The organism is Paraburkholderia sp. UCT2 (assembly GCF_014397665.1).
Lineage (GTDB): Bacteria > Pseudomonadota > Gammaproteobacteria > Burkholderiales > Burkholderiaceae > Paraburkholderia > Paraburkholderia tuberum.
In genome coordinates this window covers 115240-134479 of the sequence record NZ_VZQO01000020.1, presented here as the reverse complement: position 1 = coordinate 134479, position 19240 = coordinate 115240, and the positions used below count along the sequence as shown (strand labels likewise).

The window sequence follows — 19240 nt, the reverse complement described above, 5'->3', positions numbered from 1 at the left end:
GCGCCGTCAATTACCCGCTGACAATCCGAACGGAGCGACAACCATGTCCAACTGACAGCGACAAACATCTCGACCGACCGGCCAAGATGTTTGTCGGTAAACCGGACTTCCTGCTTGACGCTATCCATCAACTTCAGCTCCTTGGTAATCTGAGCCGCTGGCTTGCGTCCAGGCGACTAGATGCAACGATGCTCACCGACCCGGTTCTCGGGGAGTTCCTCGACGCACGACGCGCACAAGGCTACACGTTGTGGCTCTCAACCAAGGCACTGGTGCCGATGATCACAGTGGGCAGAGACTGGGCATGAGAGCGCAGCACTTCCTCCAGGATGTATTGCGGAATCCACTGCCCGTGTTCTGAATAATGCGGATTGCGTTCCGGGCTGCAGTCCAGCGCGTTGTCGAATCTCGCCAGCATGTGACCCGCCAGCCGCGTGATGAAGAGCACGTGTGACGGGTAATCAAGCCCAAGTGGCGAGGCGGCGGCGAGCTTGTCCGCAATACCCCAGCGACGCAGATGTTCGCGGGTCCGGACATTGGTCGTTTTCGCGCGCGGGGCATAGCCAACCCTATCGTTGCGCTCGACCACCACGCACGGAATCTGGCGGCTTCCCAATTCGATAGCCAGTGCCAGGCCAGTCGGACCGGCACCGACGATCAAGACCTTCGTATGCGTTGCTGCGGTCATTGATCGTCTCCGTTACCGCACGCCACCCCATCGAGAAGCGCGCCCATCGAAACCGTCATCTCCATCATGTCGTTGTCTCCGCCGTCCACTGTGGTCCGCGCCATGCTGCGCGGAGAACACTTTGGGGCAAATTGACGACCGTGGGCAGATGTTGGGCCGGGCAGAGATATGCGTGCCACGCATATAGGACGTCTGCGATACAGAGCCGGCGACTGGCTTCGTGCGCCGTCCAATCCATGGGTCTCGTGAGGCTTGGGGCACAGCGCCACTTACGCAGCTGCTGGCAGTCTCGAGACTGTCCGCCGGAAGATCACTCCACAAGATCTGTAGCCATATCCGGTGGACACTCGTCCGACCACGTCAGATGCCGTGTGCCCTTTTATTATGAAAGCCGTCGAATGATCACGCAGCGTCGAGCTCGCCAGTCCGGACAAGTGCCAACTCGCAAGATGCTGCGAGGCTGCACCGATGCGGTGTACGCGGAAAAGCCATCGAAATCGTTTTTCGTCCCGGAGAACTAACGTGCACTACCGCGGCCTTCAGTGCAAATCAGTCGCGATGATCAGATCGCTCGGCAACAAGCACGCAGAAGGGGTATCCAAGTAGTTATTTTTGTTTACAAAGTCTCCGCGGCGTGTGCCTCTACTATGGGAGCGCCGTTTTTTCCACCCTTCCCGTTGTGACGTTGATTTTCGCGCCGTCGGCATCCGTGGCGGTTTCAGCCTTAAAATTACGCGTGATGCGAAACTTGCCGGTCGTAGCTTGGGTGCGATCGCATTTGTAAACCTGATCGCAAACGGCAGTGCAGGAATTTTTGCCGGTTCCCTCTAAAATGCTGCTCGGCCCCTTCGTTTTATGCTCGTCCAGGAAAGCCGTTGGGCCGCTGCCAAATCTGTTGATGTCGAGACACTTGCTCGAGGAGCAAGGCGGCGAATTGAGGAGTGCTATGGCCTCCGGAGGGCAGCTATTCGACACCGGCGTTAACGTCTCCTTCATGCAATGGCCGGTGTGGTCGGGTCCAGGGCCGACGTTCATGGTCGCCTTCGCGCTCAGGTAGGTCCTGAACTTCGCTTGGTCTGCCGTCGACTGATCTGCAAAATTGCGATGCGAGACGGTTCCGAGCGACACGCTGTTCGGACAAGGAGTTTGGGCTACCTGTGGCACATCCGCAGCAATCGGTTCGTCGAGCGCATCCAGCGGCTGCCTGCGTACAAGTCCAGCACTTCCTTGAAAGGGCGTTGGCCCCGCCCCTCCATCGATCCGATTGTTCTGCTGGAGCGTATGGACGAGTTCATGGGCCAACAGCTTCCCTGGGTGCGACTGGAATTGCCCTTCGCCGAAATAAATATCTTGTCCAATTGCAAACGCCTTGGCGTGCAGGTCCCGGTTCAACACGGCAGCTGTCCTATCGGCGTGTATCCGCACGCGGGAAAAGTCGTGCCCCAACCGAGGATTGAAGAACCGCCGCAATGATGGCGTCAGAGGCTCGCCTTGACCACGAGTTGCATCAAGCAGGTTCAGAGCGTGTTGCGAAACGGCACGCCGCCCGCTGGCACGGGCACCTGCATCTACCGCTCGCCGCACAGTCGAACCGTCCACATCTTCGTAGCCCTCTTCATCCTCCTCTGCTCCGACCTGGTCGTCTGACTGCCGTCGCACCTGCTCGCTGTCGACGGCTGTGCTCTGTTCTTCGGCGCAAGTCGGGCATTTGCGAGCGATCTGCGCGGGGCCCACGCCAGTGAATAGCGCTGGATGAGGCATACGCATAACCAGTTCAGCGACGCGGTCGGCTTCTTGCTCCAGTCGATCATTAACCGCTCCAACAACGAGCTTCCGTTGAATGGTGCCCACTGTTGCGCTAGATACAACTGATCGAGACCCGCGTGGCAGATTAGTGCTTCCCAATGTGCTCGCCGGACTCGCAGGAGGTTTCATTTGTGCCTTGGCACACCGCTGTGCAAACATGATTCGGACCTCCCTGATTCAAATTGGTACCGCGGATGACGAACTCCAGCGTCACAGGCATATGCGTCGCCTGATTAGCGAGACCGTTTGTCACGTGTTCGAGCGGGTTATCAACCTCGCTGGCGCGACCTCATTCCTAGTTTGCACATCAACCGATTCGAACTTATGGCCAGTTTCTAATCTCCGTCTGGCCGGCCCGCGAGCTCGAAACCTGATTCGCGTCAAATTCACCGGCCAACTGATTCCGGGCATATTCCTGGTCGCCACCTGATGGACGCCTGATATGCATGGATTGCAAAAAACTGGATCCGCAAGGCGCTCTTCCATCCTTCCGGTAGAAATCCACAGCATAGTCATGCCAGCCGACGTAATCTGTTTTCCAATAATTGCCGGGTTCAACAATCCACGGCGGACCGCCGCTTACCTTGTTGTACGGGAATATCGCTGAATAGTTATACCAGCAAGAGTCTGTTCCACCACCCGGGTCGGTTTCGAAGACCTCGCAGCCAGAAAAATCTGTTGTCAGCGGCAGCAGCTGTTGCCTCCACATTCCTATCGTTGCGTAATCAGGATCGGTTCCCCAGCCAATCCACGACGTAAGCTCGCCAGTTGGTGTTTCCGTGTCGCAAACCGATTTTTTCTCCTTCTTGTCTTTATCCCTCGGTGCGCTCGAACTATCACTCGATAGCGTGCCAGCGGCAGCACCCGCCGTTATGATCGCTGCTTGTGGTATCGACGATGCGGAACTGCTAATGCTGATAACCGCCTGACTCGCCTGTGAAGCCGGCGCAGTAACGGTTGCTGGCACTTCCTGCATGACCACTCGCAGAACTTGCACTCCACGGGCGCCCCCGCTTGCAGTCTCCACTGCAGCTGGTGCGGCTTCAATCGCGGTGATCTCCCCAGTAAGGACCGCGCCTTCCCCCGCTGTCGAGATCCCCGAAGCCGCCGCAAGACCGGCCGCGACTCTAATAATGACGGGCGCTCCCACTCGAGCTATTGCAGGAGCGGCGAGCGCGACGAGTTCTGGTACCACAATGACTGCTATCACCCCCACGGCGAGCGCGCCTACGACTACTCCGATAATAACAGCGTCCTCCGCAGTGATAAGCGGTGCTGTAGCCTGCGTGTTCGGAGTAGCACCGAGGAAATCGGAAACGTCCTTTTGTTGCTCAGGAGGCAGGGCTGCGAACGCCTCGCCCTGCGTCGGGGACCACCCTTTCTGTGTGATCGTCGTACGATCAGCAACCGCCGCAATGCCCACTTCAATCCTCGGGAGATCCACCCCGATCGCATCGTTAGTATGGTCCCTCAGCACCTGGAGCTCGCCCAATTTCTTGAGTTCATCGAGCGTGGCCAGAATATCGAACATCGCCAGGGAATTCAGAATGCGGTATGCCTCCGGAAAGTTACCGATTTCGATGCCGCCCGACGCCTCGGGATTACTGCTATTCAGTGCGTGAATGACCGCTTTGCTGGCAGGTCGCGTGGCGCGATCCTCGAGACTCGCCGTTGGAGCTGCACCCGCATCGTCCGGATCTGGCCGATCATCCGCTTGTCGAAGGACCTTTGGAAATGATGCGCGCTGCTGGATGGTGTGAGTCAGCTCATGCGCCAATAGGTGTCGGCCGGCTCTGCTGCCTGGATCATACTGGCCGGCCGCGAACACGATATCCGATCCGGTCGTGTAAGCGGAGGCGCCGATCGATTGCGCAGACTTGGCTGCTCGATCATTGGTGTGCACGCGAACGCGCGAAAAGTCGTGCCCAAACCGGGGCTCGAGATAGGCTCGGGCAGTTGCGTCTAAAGGCTGCCCCGACGACGCTAATACGTCCTGCACTGAGGCAAGAGCGTCGACAGCTCCACTCGCTGGCGCAGTTGATGGCCTCATTTGCAGTTTCTTCTTGTCATCTTCCTCGCAAGCGGCGCATTTTCGCATTGTCTGCACCGGCGATGAAGTGACTTGCTCATGCCAATCCGGCATCCGTATCACTTCATCAGCGACGCGGTCAGCTTCGCGTTCTAAAGGGTCGTCGACTGATCCGATCAGAAGCTTCGGTTGCATCGCCGCCTGATGGCCGTCCCCCGAGGATAGTTGCGCTCGGCGTGTTGGTCCAAGAGTGGAGAGCACGATCTTCGCAAAAGAACCTGAGGTGCCGCTGGATGCGCTCACGGGCGGCGCATTCGGTCCGTCCCTTTCTTGCTCGTGGTCGCTGATGGGAGTGCTTGCCTCCGATCCAGTCCCTCGCTGAAACAGCCAGAGGGGTGTTCGGATATCGATCACGCGTTGAAGAGAGCCTGCCTGTTCCACTGGACGATAGCCAAGTCGATGCTTCGCAAGCGCAGGTCGCGAAGTGGCGGTTCCGGCTGTCGGATTTTGCGTGGACTTGGTCTGCGGCCTGGCGATCTTCGAAGCAAACATCATTGCTGCCTCCGAAACACATCGCGACTCGCTCGGTCATCGCGAATCTATCGAACGGAACCTGATGACGATTCTACTCTCCGCTGAATGTACCTTATGCCGCCCCCACCTTCGCGATCTCCCGACACCGCCCAAGATACCCAGGAAAGTCCCGCCGCACACGCGCTTCGATGCGCGCACCCACTGCTGGGTGCCGCTTCGCGCCGCTCTGCAAATGCGTATAGCCTGCTTGCGCGGCTCGCGCTTGATCGCAGGCATCATCCCAGGAAGCGAAGACGTAGCCCGGCCGCACGTGGTGGAACGGCGAGTCGGGCCTGTGCCGGTGATATTCGATGCACGCTGCCAACACGTATTGCTCGACCATCATGTTGTGGACCCAGGTGTTGGCTTGCCTGAGCCATCCCTGCTCGTTCTCGGGGCGCAACGCCGCCGACCTGGCAAGGTTCGCGTAATAACTCAGAAACTGCACGTCCGTGCCGCCGCAGACACCGCAATTCTCCGAGCGTTGGTACGAACTGCGCGCGTGTGTCCAGAGCCATTCTTCGGGAAGAATGCCGCCAGTCTCCCGCATAGCAGCTTCGACGGCGTCGAGCTGATAGCAACCGTCGTTCTCGGAAAAATACTCCGGATGCTGGGCAATCACCGGTTCTTCCTCAAGCCAGCGCGGCAGCCGTTTCCACATGAATACATCCGTGTCGATATGCACGAATGGTTCGCTTTGCAGCGCATAGGCGACGAGCTTACCAACCGCCCACCACCGCGTATCGATGTCGGCGAGCCCTTCCAGCGCGGTCGATACGCTCGCGAACGGCAAGCCGAGTTGCTCGACGAGCAGCTTTTTCCCAGCGATATCGGTGACGAGCAGCGTGTCGGGGTAGTGCCTGCGCGCGACATTGACCGAGATCACCCATGCGAGCAGGTGGTGATATTCGCTGAGCCATGCGCCCTTGTAGAAGTTATCGAACGGACGGCTCCAGAAGGACCAGACAGCGCGCATGATTGAATCCTTGATGTCGAACTTGTCGAGCGGACTTCACGGTGAGCTCAGCCCACTTTGAGCACGAGCGATTGAGTCGAGGTCTGACCGCCCGAGTCCGTGAGCGACGCGACGATCGTCGGCGGATTCGTCGCCAGTTCTCGGATCACAATGACTCGCACAACGAACGTTTGGCTCTTCGTTCCCGCGCTCACCACCACGGAAGACGGCAGCGAAATGTAGGGTTCGTATCCCCCCGCGTTGCTGACTGAGAGTTGGACCGTCGTGTCAAACAGCGGGGGATACTGGAGTGTCACCTGACAGGTCGTGCTCTCGCCCGTCAGCGTGGAGCGAAACACAGGGTCGATGATTTGCGTGAATGCGTCGGGTTGGTTGGCGAGCGTGAACTTGCTCACGTTCGCAGCGGCCGTCGCGAGATTGCCTGCAACGCTCGATGCGGCAGCGGGCGCGGCACCTGAAGCAATCGTGGTCGCCGCGGCCGGCGCAACGGTCGCTGCCGCGCCCGGCGCGACAGCCGCAGCAGCACTCGGCGCAACCGTAGCAGCCGCGCCCGAAGCGTTTGGCGCAAGCGCGTCGCGCACGGCTGCCCCGACTTCCGTCAGCGGCGTGATCGGCCCCGCGCCGACTGCCGGCGCGACCGCCGGCGTATTTGTTGCGACGGTGAGCGACTCGATCTCGAGAGGCGGCACGAGCGTGAACCAGCTTTCGAAGTCGCTGCTTTGCGCGCCCTCGCCCGACGGCAGTACGAGATCGATCCGCGGCGTCTTGCCGTCGAGCGCCGTGCCGGGCTGACCGAGCGCACGACCGTCGAGGTACAAGGTCTGCGCGCCGGACGGCGCAAAAATGAACCGTCCCTTGAGCGTCACGCGGATGCGCACGAACAGACTGCTTTGGGCAAGTTGGAGCAGATCGTAATACCAGGCCACGTTGGGCATCAGGGGTGGGCTCCACTTGAAAACAGGCGTGCTGCCCTGTTGAGCGACGGTCCCACTGATCTCGAGCACAGGGGTCGCAAACAGCAGCGATCCCGCCCAGATCGACTGGAACTCGCGTTTTTCGAGCGCGCTAATCGGCACGTTCGCTTCGACGACAAAGTTCGCCGAGGTCAGCGCCACGCTCGGCGCATTGTCGAATGTAACGAGGAGGCCCTTTTGAAGTAACTGCGCGACGGTATAAATACCGTCGTTCGGCCAGTTGATGTTAGTCACATGCAGCGCAGGCACCGCAGCAGCGGGCGTCAGGTCGATGAGAGGATAAAAGAGTTGCCTGCATGGTTCGACCACGAATTGCCGGTCGGTAATGTGAATACAGGCGAGCGGCGCGCGGTGTATCGTGGTTTGATGCGGCGGCTGGAAGCGTGAGGCGTCGCTGTCGGCGGGCGGCCACTCGACATTGCCCGTCGCTGTACGCGCCGGTATCAGCCAGTAGTCTCCCGCCGTGTAGGTGCCCGTGGTCGTGAAGCAGATCTGGATGCCGTTTTCCAGATCGATCCAGTTGCCCGCCGACAGCGGTACGCCGTCGGACGATGCCGAAGGTGTGAACTGATCCCAGCGACGCAGCTTCGCATGACCCGCCACCACGTCGAGATCGATCGGCAACGCGTCAACGTTCGCGTCGAACGTCACCTTCAGGTCGGTGGTGTCGATTCCTTCGATCTGCCGCAATTGTCCGGGCTGATTCGGCACGAGACCGAACTCGTTGCTGTCGTCGATCAGCTCGACCCATTGCGTGGGCGAAAAACCGAGATTCGCGTCGGGACCAAGGCTATCCACGTTGACCGAGGACGCGCTTGTCGACACGACAGAGGTCACGACCGAACCGTTGTCACGCGACCACTTGAACGTTGCGATGTCCGCCGTCCCGCCGTGATGAATCTCCACCCGATACAACTGGTTCTCCAGACCACGATAACCCGCCGAAGGCACCGGCAAGCAAGGGCTCGCGGTCGTGTCGGCACTGCCTGTGAGCACGCCCATCTTGCCAGGTGTAACGGGCTTAGACGCGAGCGCCATCTGTTGGCAGCATGAAAGCGCTGGCGTTGTGTCCTGCGAGGTGCCGTCCTGTGTTTGCACCGTGGCGCTCTGCGTGCCGACCGGCCCCGAAACACCGACCGCTCCCCCGGATGAGCCGAGCCCCGCGGCACTGTCGATCAGTGATGTGCTAGTCGCCCGCGACGTGACGGCATTCAGATTCGACGACCGGTTGGACGCGGCCGTGAGCGCAGTAGTCAACGCCGGGTTCAGGTTGGCGATACGGTTGGTCAGCCCGAGGCGGCTGAACGTCGAACTGTTGATGCTCGACCCGGCGGGCGCGGACGCCGTCGTGGACGAACCTTCGGCGAAGACCTGCTCAACCACGACCCGCCAGACGGTCTGCAGGCGATCGGTCGTGTCGGCTTCGCCGAGCGCAACCTCCTTGATGCCGGGGTCATCGATTGGCGTGACGACGCGCTGCCACACTTCCAGATAGACCTGGAGCGCGCTCAAGGTGCCCCGACGCAACGCCGTGAGCATACTGGCAATGCCAGTCGCGCCCAGCAGATACGGTTGCGTGGCGTAGTCGCCCGGCGCGGGATTCTCGCAGAGCAGTCCGTCGACATAATAGCGGCCAGCCGAAAACGTCAGCGACGACTGGTCGGCATTCAGCGCGATGTCAAAACCCGCATGATCGATCGGCCCGCCCGACTGTCCGACGATGTCGATGGTCTCGGTCTTGCGCAGGTGCTCGTCGATCGCGCGTTGTTCGTTCGCGTCGGAATCGAGTTCGACCCGGCCTTGCTGGGTCAGGACCGACGTATAGTGCCTTGCGCGGTTGAAACGAAGCCGACTGAAATCGCCCTTCATGGTGTTCCCCTTCGAACTCGCTCCGGTCACGACGGACCGGCGGCGATTCAGATCAGATGTGCGCCAATGCCCACGTAACCCTGGGTCAGATCGTCGTCGACATCGCGTTCGTCGATCGCCGTGCAAGCGTCCGGTGCGCCGGACGCCGCCAATGCGGGCGCGGCGCCGGATGGATAGCCGTAGTAGGCGAATCCGGCACGCGGGCGCCGCCGCTCGCCACGCGCGGGGATCAGGAAGATGCCCGCCTCGAGCGCGAACGGCAGATATTCTCCAAGCCGCGTGAACAGGTTCGTGACCGCCTGCGTTTCGTCGAGCGAGTGATAGACGCCGAGTTGGCCCTCGTCATCAGCACCCTGCCAGATCGCAATCGGACAGTCGCCGGATAGAAGCCCGTAGGAAGGCCGCCCGAAACGCAGCGACACGAAGTGCGGCATCAACGTGCCCTCCTGCTGCGGCTCGCCCTGCACGCACTCGTAGTGGCGCGGCAGGAGCGCCAGCGCGGGCAGATAACAAAACCGCACACAGCCCGCCTGCCTGCGGGTGCACCAGAGCGCCGCGCGCCAGCTTCCGGAGAGTCGCGCACGCGCAAGAAAGATCGAGTTGGACGCGAGTTCCATCATGTACGTGTGCACCTTGCCGATCACCGTACTGTCCTCGACGTGCAGCGTCGCGCCCTCGCCTAGCCCGTCGAGGCCCGCGAACGCCACGCCATGGGGCGAGGTCGCGTCGACAATCGACGAACAGATCCGCACGATACTGGCTGCCGGCGTAACGAGCAGCGGCCCGCTGATGGCGTTCACGAGGCAGACGGTCGCGCCCGGCGAACTCACGACGATCGACGGCTCTCCCGGACGGAGCGGCTCGTTGTCGCGGGCGATGCCACGGCCCGGCACGAGCGTCGAGTCGAGGATGCGCAGCGTCAGCGCGCCACTCGACACGCTCACACCACCTGCGAGCTGCACGCCGCTCAGGCACAGTTCGCCCGCAGTGGTCGCGTCGCTCGCACCGCCCATGGCGTCGATATCGCCGAAGAGCGTCGCCCGGCTGCCCGTGAAGCCAGGTACGAACGCCCGATTCGCGTCGACGTGCGACTCGCCCGCGACGATCCAGAGTTGACGGCCCGCGCCGATCTTCACCGCCTGCGCGCCGCTCAGATCGATGTGTGCCGTGTACATGTCGAGCAGCACGATACGACCCGTGCGCACCGCGGGCGGCAGCGTGTTCCATAGCGCGACCGCGTCGTCGAGGCTGTCGGCCGTCGGCACGCCGGACGGCGTCTCGTCACCGACCACGATCGTCCAGTCGAATCCGTCTTCAGGCATCGCGAGATTCGGTGTACGGTCGTAACTGCCACCGCCGACGTGAGCCGGAAAGCCGTAGCAATAGTCGAGTCTCACATCGGCGGGTGGGACGTCGGCCGACGAAAACGCAATGCGCCCGAGTACCGGATCGAGCGCGACGTGGCCGGCGGCCGGCGTGGGCCACCTGTCCAGCGCGTCGCTCGCGAGGTCGCACACGCAGATTTCGCACCGCGGCACGGGTACGCCATCGCGGATGATCCGCACGCTGCCGGCATCGTCGAGACTGCCGTAGAAGGTCGCCGGCGCGTCGAAGAACTCCCGCCGGCTGATCGGCTGCGGCACATTCAGGCGCGTGGAAAGCGCGGCGAACGGCGTGATGCCGGAAGGCTCATTGAAGAGCGGCATGTCGTTGCCGAGCGGGCTGAACATGAAGCGGCGCCCGTCGATCCGGAACGCAGGCTGATTGCGAACCGGACAGGCCTGCCAGCGCCACAGGAACGCGCCGGCCTCCGGTATGTTGTAGCGTCCCGCGCCATGCAGCAAGACGTCGAGCGGCGCGTTGTCGGGCGCATCGGCGGACGCCGCCCTCGAGTCGCTCATCCGCGCGCGTGGTGCGATGCGCCGCACGTCGATCGTGCGGTTCGAGTCGTCGAACGGCATGGCCGCGGCACTGATGTTCTCCAGCGCAGTCCCATGCCGCAAGTTCAGCGTGCTTGCGTGGTGAGGGCGCAGATGATGCATGCTCTCTGCCGTGATGAGTCTTCTGAAATACTCGACGACGTGCGTCGGCCGTCCGGTCACATCGCGTCCGATCTGTTCGAGCGCGACGAGCGTACCCTTGCGACGCCGATAGCCGATCGTATCCGCGACCTCAGAGCGCGACGCGGGCGTGATCGCCTGCCAGCCGACGAGATCACCGATATACGGAATCACCCAGGGAGAACAGGTCTCGATGAAGGCGTCGTCATAAAGGCCGTCGAGGTCGTTCTGCAGCACGGCCACCTGCTCGCAGATCACGCCGATCAGACTCTTCAGCGGCTCGCCCGCCGCGGCGTCGCGAGTGCGGAAGATCGCCGGCAGCAGCGCATAGACTTCTTCGACTCCGAGACTCATGACGGCTCCCTCATGACCACGGTTGCAGCCCCTTCAACGACGACGTATCGAGCAGCATCAGTTCGGCGGGAACGATCGCCTGCCGGTCGCCCGGCACCGGTGAAAAGGCGGGCAGGAAATTGAGCAGCGGCGCGCCTGGACTGACGCCCTGATCGTCACGGTTGAACACGGTGAGCCGGACTGCCTGGACCCCCGGCACCTGCATCGCAACTTTGACGATCAGGCTCGCCGCGACGCCTTCGCCGAGCGCGCGCGCATCGAAACCGAAGGCCAGAGTCAGCGCGTCGCGCACGGCGGCGAGCACGGTGGGCGGATCGTAGTTCCACGCATCGACCTTCACGTTGCCGCCGAGCCGGAACCAGCGCGGCTGATAGGACATCGCCCGGATCGGCACATAGGGAGAACCGTAGCGACGGTAGGCCGCCACCAGATTCGCGAGGGTCGTACCAGCCGGATCGAGCACGTCGCCATCGGCGCCCGCGGCGGTGACGAACACGCCACGCGTGCGGCCGAACCAGGTCCAGGTCGCCAGAGCCTTCGCGATGCCGGAGAACGCCAGCGCATAGTTCTCGTAGTCTTCGAGCGACACCACGCGTCCAATGGTCTGTACGAGCAACGGCGCGCTCGTGCGCGCGTCGGCGAGCGTGGCCGGATCGGCTCCGCCCGAGGCCGACGCCGGATTGCTCGCGGACTTCAGACCCGCCGGGCGATCGAGCGGCTGGTTCAGTTGTCCGGACGGCACATTGCCGGCTGTGCCGATGCCCTTGCGATACACCGCGCGCACGTTCATCTGTCCACTCGGCAGGCGCGCTCCGTGCACGCCGTCGCCGAACTGCACGGTGACCGTACCGTCCTGCGCCATGCGCGTGACGAACACGCGGGCACGGTTCGATTGATCGAGAAGACTCGCCACCTCGTGCCACTGCAATTCGTTGACCCAGATTTCGAGGGTCGATTGACCGCCCTCGCCGTTCGACGTGCTGACGTAGGTGAGCGGACTCTGCTTCAGTGTGAAAGTCTGACCGGCCTGAGTACCGTCGCCGTTGCCCAGCAACTCGTTGACCGTCTGCCCGTTGCTTGCCTCGACGACGTTGGCATTGACGGCGAACGTCTCGCGGTCGTAAATGCGAGCGAGGGGCGCGGTGAAAACGAGCGTGGTACTCGTGCCGTTCTTGTCGAGACTATCCAGAACAGCGGCCTCACTGGCAGACGGATCATTCTTGTCTGGCGGGACGAGCACGGTCTGCGACGGGTCCACATAGAGCATGCCGGGCTGACCCGTCGTCGTGATCACGCTCCATGCGTACAGGCTCGTGAGGTTGGCGAGCGCGCTCGAAAGCCACTGCAACGCGGGCGGCACGGCCACCTGCACCGGCGGATACGAATCGAGAATAAAGGTGTCCCCGGCGTTGAGGAGAATCGGTGCCTGTCCGTCGGCCGGCATCAGGTACGCGCCCGCCTGAATCACCGTGATTCGTAACCGCTTGCCCGAGATCGCGACCGCGCGGCCGGCCGTCAACCGCTGGCCACCGCCCACCTCCACCGAATCGCCGAAGATCGGCGTGAGCATGCCGGCCTGAAGGGTCTGCGGCGTGCCCGCGCTGCCGCCGCTAGCCGTGCCGTTGTCGATCGACGTTTGCGTCACGGGCTGGTCGGCCACCGTGAGCGATTCGTTCTGCACGAACGCGACCGTCATGCGCGGAGTGGGTGTCACGAACTGCGCGAGTGTCTGCTTCGCTTTCGTGCCATCGGGTGCATGCAGCGTGACTTGCGTCGCCTTGGACGAAATTGCGTAGAGGTCGAAGGCACCTTCGGCCACGCCCGTCACCTGATAAAACTGCGACGGCCCGCCGTCGGCCACGAGCACGATCCAGGTCGGGTTGGCTGGACTGCCCGAAGACACGATGCCCTGGTACACCTGGTCGAGCGTAATGGTCGTGCCCGACAAGGTCGATGCGAAGTTCCAGTCTGCGATCGTCGGAGTAGCCGGCGATCCCGCCGGCGTGAACGTACCCGACGGAAAATGGGCCAGCGTCTGGTCGGCAAGCAATTTTGGATCGGGCGCGTTATAGCCATACAGTGCCGCGCGCTTTCGCATCGCATAGAGTGTCACGCTCGTCGCCGACGCCAGGGCCGCGGCCAGCGGCGTATCGAGCGATATCTGGGTGCGCTGCCTGGCGGAATCCACGCTCATGCCGACCACGTGGCAAAACGACCAGTTGGGACTGTCGGCGTTTTGCACGCAGTCGTCGTCGGCAATGAACAGCACGCCGTCTCCCACCTTGAGCCCGGTCGAGGTGCCCGCGAGCCAGATAGCCGGGTCGTCCTGGTCGGCGGCCGAGGCCACGCTCGCACCTGAAACGGCAGCCGAAGCCAGGGCCGCCGCGGAATTGCCGATCAGCGCCGTGAGATCGACCGGCCCGGTCGTGGTCGCGGCAAGCGCGTTGTGTGCAACGTACGCGGTCAGGTCCGCGGAGGTTTCGAAGGTCTGCGGCGACTGTCCGGCGCCAGGCGTGCTCTGCACACGGCTGCCCGATGCGATCACCACCGGGTCCGGGGCGCCCGGCGCATCGTTCAGTGTAAAGGCGAGCGGCGCGGATGCCGCCACGCCCGGCGAGGGCTGATAGCCAACCAGCCGCGCGAGTTCGAACACGGAGCGCGTGACTGTTGCAGTGCGCAGATACGCTTCGTTGGCGGCACGCTCCTGGTAGAACGTGATGATGTCCGACACGAGCGCCCATGCGTCGATCAGCGCGATCGAGAAGTCGCCGTCATCGCGCGTCGTCAGCGCGCTCAGCGCTCCATACTCCCGGTTCGAGAGCGCCGCGATCATGCTAGCCTTGAAGGTGGCGAACACCCCCGCGCGATAGACGATTTGCGCAAGCGCCGGCCGGTTGTAGATGGGCGCGGGCGTCTCCCGGCCGACTCCTTCGCAACAGCCGCACAACTGAACCGACGCGGACTCGCAGGAATTGCTCATTTTCCGCCGTCCATCGTGAGCGTGAGATAGCCGCGATCGAGCCGGCTCGGGTCGTTCGCGACACTGGCCAGTTCCAGCCGGTTCATCGTGATGTAGCCTCTTGCGACTGCGTCGCTCAACGGATCGTCGAGCCGCTGGAAGGCCAGAGCATTGACGGAAGTCACGCCCTCCACGGCCTGCACCGCTGCCAGCAGCGGACTCAGATAGACCGTCTCGCCGAGCGAGAAGTTGACTGGCGCGAGCAGGCCCGGCGTGCCGTCGCATACGTCGCCGGAAACCAGGATGCGCGTCAACGCCTGTCGCACGTCGGTACGGAAATGCTGTGAATCGACGCACACGTGCAGCACGATCTTCAATCCCACGATCACGGCCGCCTCGACTTCGAGGTCGGTGCCGGCCATGCGGAAAAGATCGAGGCGCGTCAGCGTGTCGTCGATCATCGTCGTGTCCGCAACTTGACCTGCGGACGGTTCGAGCGTGACGAAAGTCGTCCGCCAGCTTCCGGTCCAGCGAAACCTGCCTCGCGCAGCCTTGATACGCGAATCGCGCAGCGCGACTTCGCCGTAATCGTCCTCGGTGACGGCGCGCATCTGCGTGTTGAACGCGACGGGCGCGGCCTGGCGGATATGTTCCATCGATTCCGCGTCGACGCCGCCTGCCGCCGGCAACGGATTGCGCACCCCCTGCACCGCCGCGTCGTTCGACACGATGTGCGCGAGCGCGTCGCGCCCGACGTTGCCTGCGCTGCCGTTGCCGATCCAGTAGTCGGCGCTGAACCGCGTGCCTTCGAGCGGCGCAACGCCCAAAGTATCGTCTCCGAAACGGAGGAACGCCGTCCCGTCGCGCTCGATCTCGACGACAAAGTTGTTGCCGGGCTCGGTCTGGCCGAGCAGCATTGCCACCGGCGTCCAGATTTCATTCTGGTCGTCGACGAGGCTGATGAGCGGAACGGCCTGCGTATCGACACCGGGCACGGGCGGCGCGGGCGCGGTCAGGGCGGAGGCCGGCGCACTCGGGTCGACAGGTGCCGCAAACGAGAGCGGCTGGCCAGCAAGCGCCGGGTAATAACGCGGCCGCGTCGTGATGGTTGCGCTCGTGCCGCAGCAGTAGCCCGCCGGATTGCCGACGGGCGCGGGCGGCGCGGCTGGCACCGGATCGAGGAGCTGCGGCTGCGCGATCCGCATGCCATGTCGGCCGGCCACCACATTGCCGCGCGCCACGCTCACGTTCTCGAGCTCGGTGGTGGTGGTGCCATTGTCGAAAGTCGCCGAGACGCAGAGCGGAAACGGGAGTGCGTCAGAAGCGTTCCAGGCGATATGCGTAATCGCGATGTTGTCGACCGGATCGATGAGCGTGTCACCGAGATAGTCAGTGGAGCGGACGGCGGTGAGCCGCACGGCCCAGCGATGAGTTTGGTCCGCGTCCTCAGGCTGACCCGTATTCGGGCCGAGTACTTCTTCGAAGACCAGCACGTCGCCCACCTGCAGATTCTTCAGCGTGCCGACCAGCGTTGCCTCGGTCGCGCCCGCCGGCAGACAGCAGTCGGCATCGCTCCAGGTATGGAACTGCATCGTGTCATGCGTGGAGAAACACTGCACGTCGGCGAGCGTCGTAAACACGCTCGACGCGCTCCGCGCAAGCGCGTCGGCCTCTCTCGTGTCGGGCGCCACGCGTGGCAGCGCGCCGGCGACACGCGAGTAGACCTGCGTGCCCGCACGCACGATCGCAGCGGGCTGGTCGTCCGTGACGGCGTCGGTCTGCACGAGCTGGATCTGCAACCACACGTGCGCGCACGAGCCGTCGCTCACCGTATAGTCAACGAGCCGCGCATGCCGCCGCAGTGAGACACGGCTCCTGGCCGTACCGAGATACGCCTCCGTGCCAACCGCGTCTTGCCGGTAGCTGAGATGGTCGGCCACGTAAGCGAGCGCTTCCACGACCGCGATGCCCGGATCGGCCGCGTGCTGCTCCGTCCAGTCGGGCATGAGTGTCCACATGCGGTCGAGCATCACCTGGCGGAAGCCCTGAAAGTCCTTTGCCAGATAGTTGATGTCCGGCGCGCTCAGAGCTGGCGATGGACAACAGTTGTCCACCTTGCAGTCGCCAATCGTCGGGCAGCCCGCCTTGAACGAAAAATCGATCCTCGCGAGCGCCGGGTCGAATCCGTGCGGCGGCCCCTCGATGTGCGGATCGCCACACGTGGCGAGATGGTGCAACGTCAGCGTGTACCCGGAGAAATCTCCCGTTTCGTTGACGGTGACGATGACCCGGTTCGGCGCGTCAGGTGTGATAGCAAGCGAGTTCGCGACGATACCTGAGACGGTCTCGCCGCCCGTGATCACGAATTCGGCGGCCTGAAGCTGCGCGAGACGTTCGCACTTCAGGAAGACGACATGCAGTTGCGTCGGCGTATCGGGGTCGACTTCGAGAAAGTCGATACCGTTGAGGCCCGCGTGTCCCAGCACGCGCGCGCGGCGTACCTTCTCGGCGCAGAAGTAGATCATGGCGCCCCCGCTCCGAACACGAACTCGGAGGTCTGCGGTTGCTGGGTCTGAATGACCGTGTACTGCACCGTGATCAGAAGCGTCGAATCATTGTTGTCGACCTGCACCGATTGCACCTGAATCAGATCGGAGAGCCATTGCTGCAATCCTGCCTTGATGATCTGCTGCAAAGCTGCCGCGAGCGTGTCACTGTTGGGCGCGAACACCAGTTGTGCCGCCCCGCTGCCGAATGTCGGCCGGTTCACGCGTTCACCTGGCGAAGTCAACAGCACGAGTTCGACCATGTCCTCGATATGGCGCGGCAGATCCGAAAGCTGCGTGCGCCCGGACAGATCGAATCCGTAAGGAAAGCTGAGGTTCATGTCAACTCACTCATCCAGTCAAGATGGCAATCGCGCTCACGTTGCCAGCACTCTCGTCTGGCACACGAGCGGCACGAGCGGCGTGCCCGTCGGAGCGCATACGGCCTGCCCGGTCTGAATCACGAGGGGCTGGCCGAACGACGTGACGCGTGTCGCGCCCACTATCCACTGCGCCGTGACGCACGGCCCAGGCAGAGGCGGCACGAACGGACAGCCCGCGATCAGATAAGGTCCGCTGATCGTCACAGTTGGCTGGCCGCTCACGAGCACGTTGGCATTCGGCACGCTCGGCTGCGCCTGCCCGGCATGGGCGCAGAGCACGGTCGCTCCCACATGCAGTAACAAGCCTGGCATGATCGTTCACCTCGCTTTCATGTGCGTTCGCGCCGCGCTCAGGTCACGACCAGCGCGCCTTCGTTGACCGTCACGCTGGGCCCTGCGAGCACGATGGTCGCGCCTTGCCCGTTGCTGATCGTGATACCTGTCTCGTTGATCGAGATCAGCGCGCCGGTCGCGGTCTTGAGCAGAATTCCGCCCGTCGGCCCCGGCATGTCGCTCACCATCAAGGTAGTCTGCAGCATCGTCTGCAAGACGAGTTGCTGCGTTCCGGGCGTAGCCGCCAGAGCAAGCGCCGGCAGTTCCGCAGAGGATCCCCAGTAGCAGCCCGTCCAGACCGGATAGTCCGGATCACCCTGTTCGAACTCGATCCACACGCCGGCCCCGATCGACGGCACGACCAGCTGTCCGGCCTGAATGCCCGCGAACGGAACGCACGGCATCGCCCATGTGCCCGGCACGATGTTCGTCACGTCCGGGACGGTCGCCATCAACCGACCCATCTGCATGGGGTCGATGTTGTTGAGCACCGTGCCGCGGTACTTGCCAAAATATTTCTGCAATTGCGCCTCCTCTGTCTCTTCGCATGACGGTGGCGCTAGAACAGCGTCGGCACCACGGGCAGTGTGCTGATGAGGCCGTTGCGCTTGAGCGTGAAGTTCTGCTTGTATGCGCCGCGTGAAATGGTGTGCGTCACGCCTTCGACGTAGTGCAGGCCATCGTAGGCGAGTCCGGCGCCGCGCACGCCCACGAGCTGTCGCGCCTTGAGCACCTGACCGTAGCGCAATACGTCGATCGTGCCCGTGCCTGTCACCACGTCCGCACTCGCCGAGGTCGCGGCCATCCCCTGCATCAGGGCCTGGCCTGGCTGGAGCTTGGCGGTGTCGAGGGAAAACTCCACGCTCTGCGGCGTCGCGATAACGGCACCGAGGGGCGGATTGAGCGGCGTAACAGGCGGAATGGCGACCGGAATCGGCTGTTTGCTGATGGGCTCCTGGATATACACGACGAACTCCTTCGCGCCTTCGGGTGCATACGTAAAGTTGAGCGACTCGCAGTTGCTCCAGCTGTCGAGATTGATCGCGAGCGCGGGTTGCGGCACGCCGAACTTGATTTCCGGTCCCCAGTACGCCTGGCTCACGCCGGGCAGCGGTCCCGGTTCGAGGTAAAAGACGTAGCCCGCAGCCTTCGCGAGCGCGCCAATGTAGGCGTAATCGGTGCCGCGCTGGCTCGCGAACCGCTGCACGGGCGTTTCGACGTCAGGCACGATGGCCGGAATCACGTTCGGTGTGACGCCGAACACGGCGTACTTCGCGAGCATGAGAAGCACACGGGCGTCGGTCGTCATGCCGGGATAAGGAAAGCCGTCGAGCGCCTGCAGGTCCATCAGCGCCCCGAGGTCCTCGCCCATCACAGTGAGCTTCGCCGCACCGTTCGCGCCGGGCTCGACCTGGTGATGCTTGACGACGCCATCCATCAGCACCTGCGGCAAGCCGTTCACCGTCACGACGATCACCACCCGCAGCACCGGCAGCGGCGCGCCGCCTGTCAGCAGGAAAAGCGTTTGGAGCGGTGAGGAATCGGCGAGCGTGAACACCAGCTTGAAACCGCTGCGCTGACCCGCTTGAACCTCGACTTCGATCGACGTGAGTGCGTCGACAACCGGCTTCGGCGCAGGCACGGGAACCATCGGCCCGATCAGAAGAGAGACGTAGACACCGTTGAGCAC

The 19240-nt window shown here is 63.0% G+C and carries 12 protein-coding genes; all 12 read right to left on the bottom strand.

The genetic code is table 11. The annotated features are described in order from the left end of the window. Positions 1-241: 241 nt before the first annotated feature. The 12 genes from F6X39_RS18620 to F6X39_RS18565 all read right to left on the bottom strand — a co-directional run bounded on the left by F6X39_RS18620 (position 242) and on the right by F6X39_RS18565 (position 19240). Positions 242-688, bottom strand: a complete 447-nt coding sequence (locus F6X39_RS18620) for an FAD-dependent monooxygenase (RefSeq protein WP_175163965.1) — start codon at positions 686-688, stop codon at positions 242-244. Between the two features lie 645 nt (positions 689-1333). Then, complete coding sequence (locus F6X39_RS18615) at positions 1334-2539, bottom strand: DUF4157 domain-containing protein (protein ID WP_187617670.1); 1206 nt, start codon at positions 2537-2539, stop codon at positions 1334-1336. A 277-nt stretch (positions 2540-2816) separates the two neighbouring features. Beyond that, positions 2817-5078 carry a DUF4157 domain-containing protein gene (locus F6X39_RS18610; protein ID WP_222945249.1) on the bottom strand — a complete coding sequence of 754 codons (2262 nt, stop codon included), beginning with the start codon at positions 5076-5078 and terminating at the stop codon, positions 2817-2819. Between the two features lie 91 nt (positions 5079-5169). After that, positions 5170-6072: a DUF6734 family protein gene (locus F6X39_RS18605; protein ID WP_175163969.1), complete on the bottom strand. Its 903-nt coding sequence runs from the start codon at positions 6070-6072 to the stop codon at positions 5170-5172. 47 nt (positions 6073-6119) lie between these two features. Next, a complete protein-coding gene (locus F6X39_RS18600) occupies positions 6120-8915 on the bottom strand; it encodes a DUF6519 domain-containing protein (RefSeq protein WP_187617669.1) in 2796 nt (931 codons plus the stop codon). Between the two features lie 47 nt (positions 8916-8962). Next, positions 8963-11329 (bottom strand): hypothetical protein, encoded by a 2367-nt coding sequence (locus F6X39_RS18595; protein ID WP_187617668.1) that lies wholly within the window; start codon positions 11327-11329, stop codon positions 8963-8965. Positions 11330-11339: 10 nt separating this feature from the next. Continuing rightward, positions 11340-14309 carry a baseplate J/gp47 family protein gene (locus F6X39_RS18590; RefSeq protein ID WP_187617667.1) on the bottom strand — a complete coding sequence of 990 codons (2970 nt, stop codon included), beginning with the start codon at positions 14307-14309 and terminating at the stop codon, positions 11340-11342. After that, positions 14306-16813: a baseplate J/gp47 family protein gene (locus F6X39_RS18585; RefSeq protein WP_187617666.1), complete on the bottom strand. Its 2508-nt coding sequence runs from the start codon at positions 16811-16813 to the stop codon at positions 14306-14308. Before F6X39_RS18585 ends, F6X39_RS18590 begins: the two co-directional genes overlap by 4 nt. Next, a complete protein-coding gene (locus F6X39_RS18580; RefSeq protein ID WP_175163978.1) occupies positions 16810-17175 on the bottom strand; it encodes a GPW/gp25 family protein in 366 nt (121 codons plus the stop codon). The genes F6X39_RS18585 and F6X39_RS18580 overlap by 4 nt, the downstream gene beginning before the upstream one ends. 36 nt (positions 17176-17211) lie before the next feature. Continuing rightward, complete coding sequence (locus tag F6X39_RS18575) at positions 17212-17529, bottom strand: hypothetical protein (protein ID WP_175163980.1); 318 nt, start codon at positions 17527-17529, stop codon at positions 17212-17214. Positions 17530-17567: 38 nt separating this feature from the next. Next, complete coding sequence (locus F6X39_RS18570) at positions 17568-18074, bottom strand: phage baseplate assembly protein V (RefSeq protein ID WP_175163982.1); 507 nt, start codon at positions 18072-18074, stop codon at positions 17568-17570. A 35-nt stretch (positions 18075-18109) separates the two neighbouring features. Beyond that, positions 18110-19240 carry a hypothetical protein gene (locus F6X39_RS18565; RefSeq protein ID WP_175163984.1) on the bottom strand — a complete coding sequence of 377 codons (1131 nt, stop codon included), beginning with the start codon at positions 19238-19240 and terminating at the stop codon, positions 18110-18112.

Coding starts and splice junctions, on each gene's coding strand:
- F6X39_RS18610 (WP_222945249.1), bottom strand. CDS start 5,078: ATGATGTTTGCTTCGAAGATCGCCAGGCCGCAGACCAAGTCCACGCAA.
- F6X39_RS18575 (WP_175163980.1), bottom strand. CDS start 17,529: ATGCCAGGCTTGTTACTGCATGTGGGAGCGACCGTGCTCTGCGCCCAT.
- F6X39_RS18600 (WP_187617669.1), bottom strand. CDS start 8,915: ATGAAGGGCGATTTCAGTCGGCTTCGTTTCAACCGCGCAAGGCACTAT.
- F6X39_RS18585 (WP_187617666.1), bottom strand. CDS start 16,813: ATGATCTACTTCTGCGCCGAGAAGGTACGCCGCGCGCGCGTGCTGGGA.
- F6X39_RS18595 (WP_187617668.1), bottom strand. CDS start 11,329: ATGAGTCTCGGAGTCGAAGAAGTCTATGCGCTGCTGCCGGCGATCTTC.
- F6X39_RS18580 (WP_175163978.1), bottom strand. CDS start 17,175: ATGAACCTCAGCTTTCCTTACGGATTCGATCTGTCCGGGCGCACGCAG.
- F6X39_RS18590 (WP_187617667.1), bottom strand. CDS start 14,309: ATGAGCAATTCCTGCGAGTCCGCGTCGGTTCAGTTGTGCGGCTGTTGC.
- F6X39_RS18605 (WP_175163969.1), bottom strand. CDS start 6,072: ATGCGCGCTGTCTGGTCCTTCTGGAGCCGTCCGTTCGATAACTTCTAC.
- F6X39_RS18620 (WP_175163965.1), bottom strand. CDS start 688: ATGACCGCAGCAACGCATACGAAGGTCTTGATCGTCGGTGCCGGTCCG.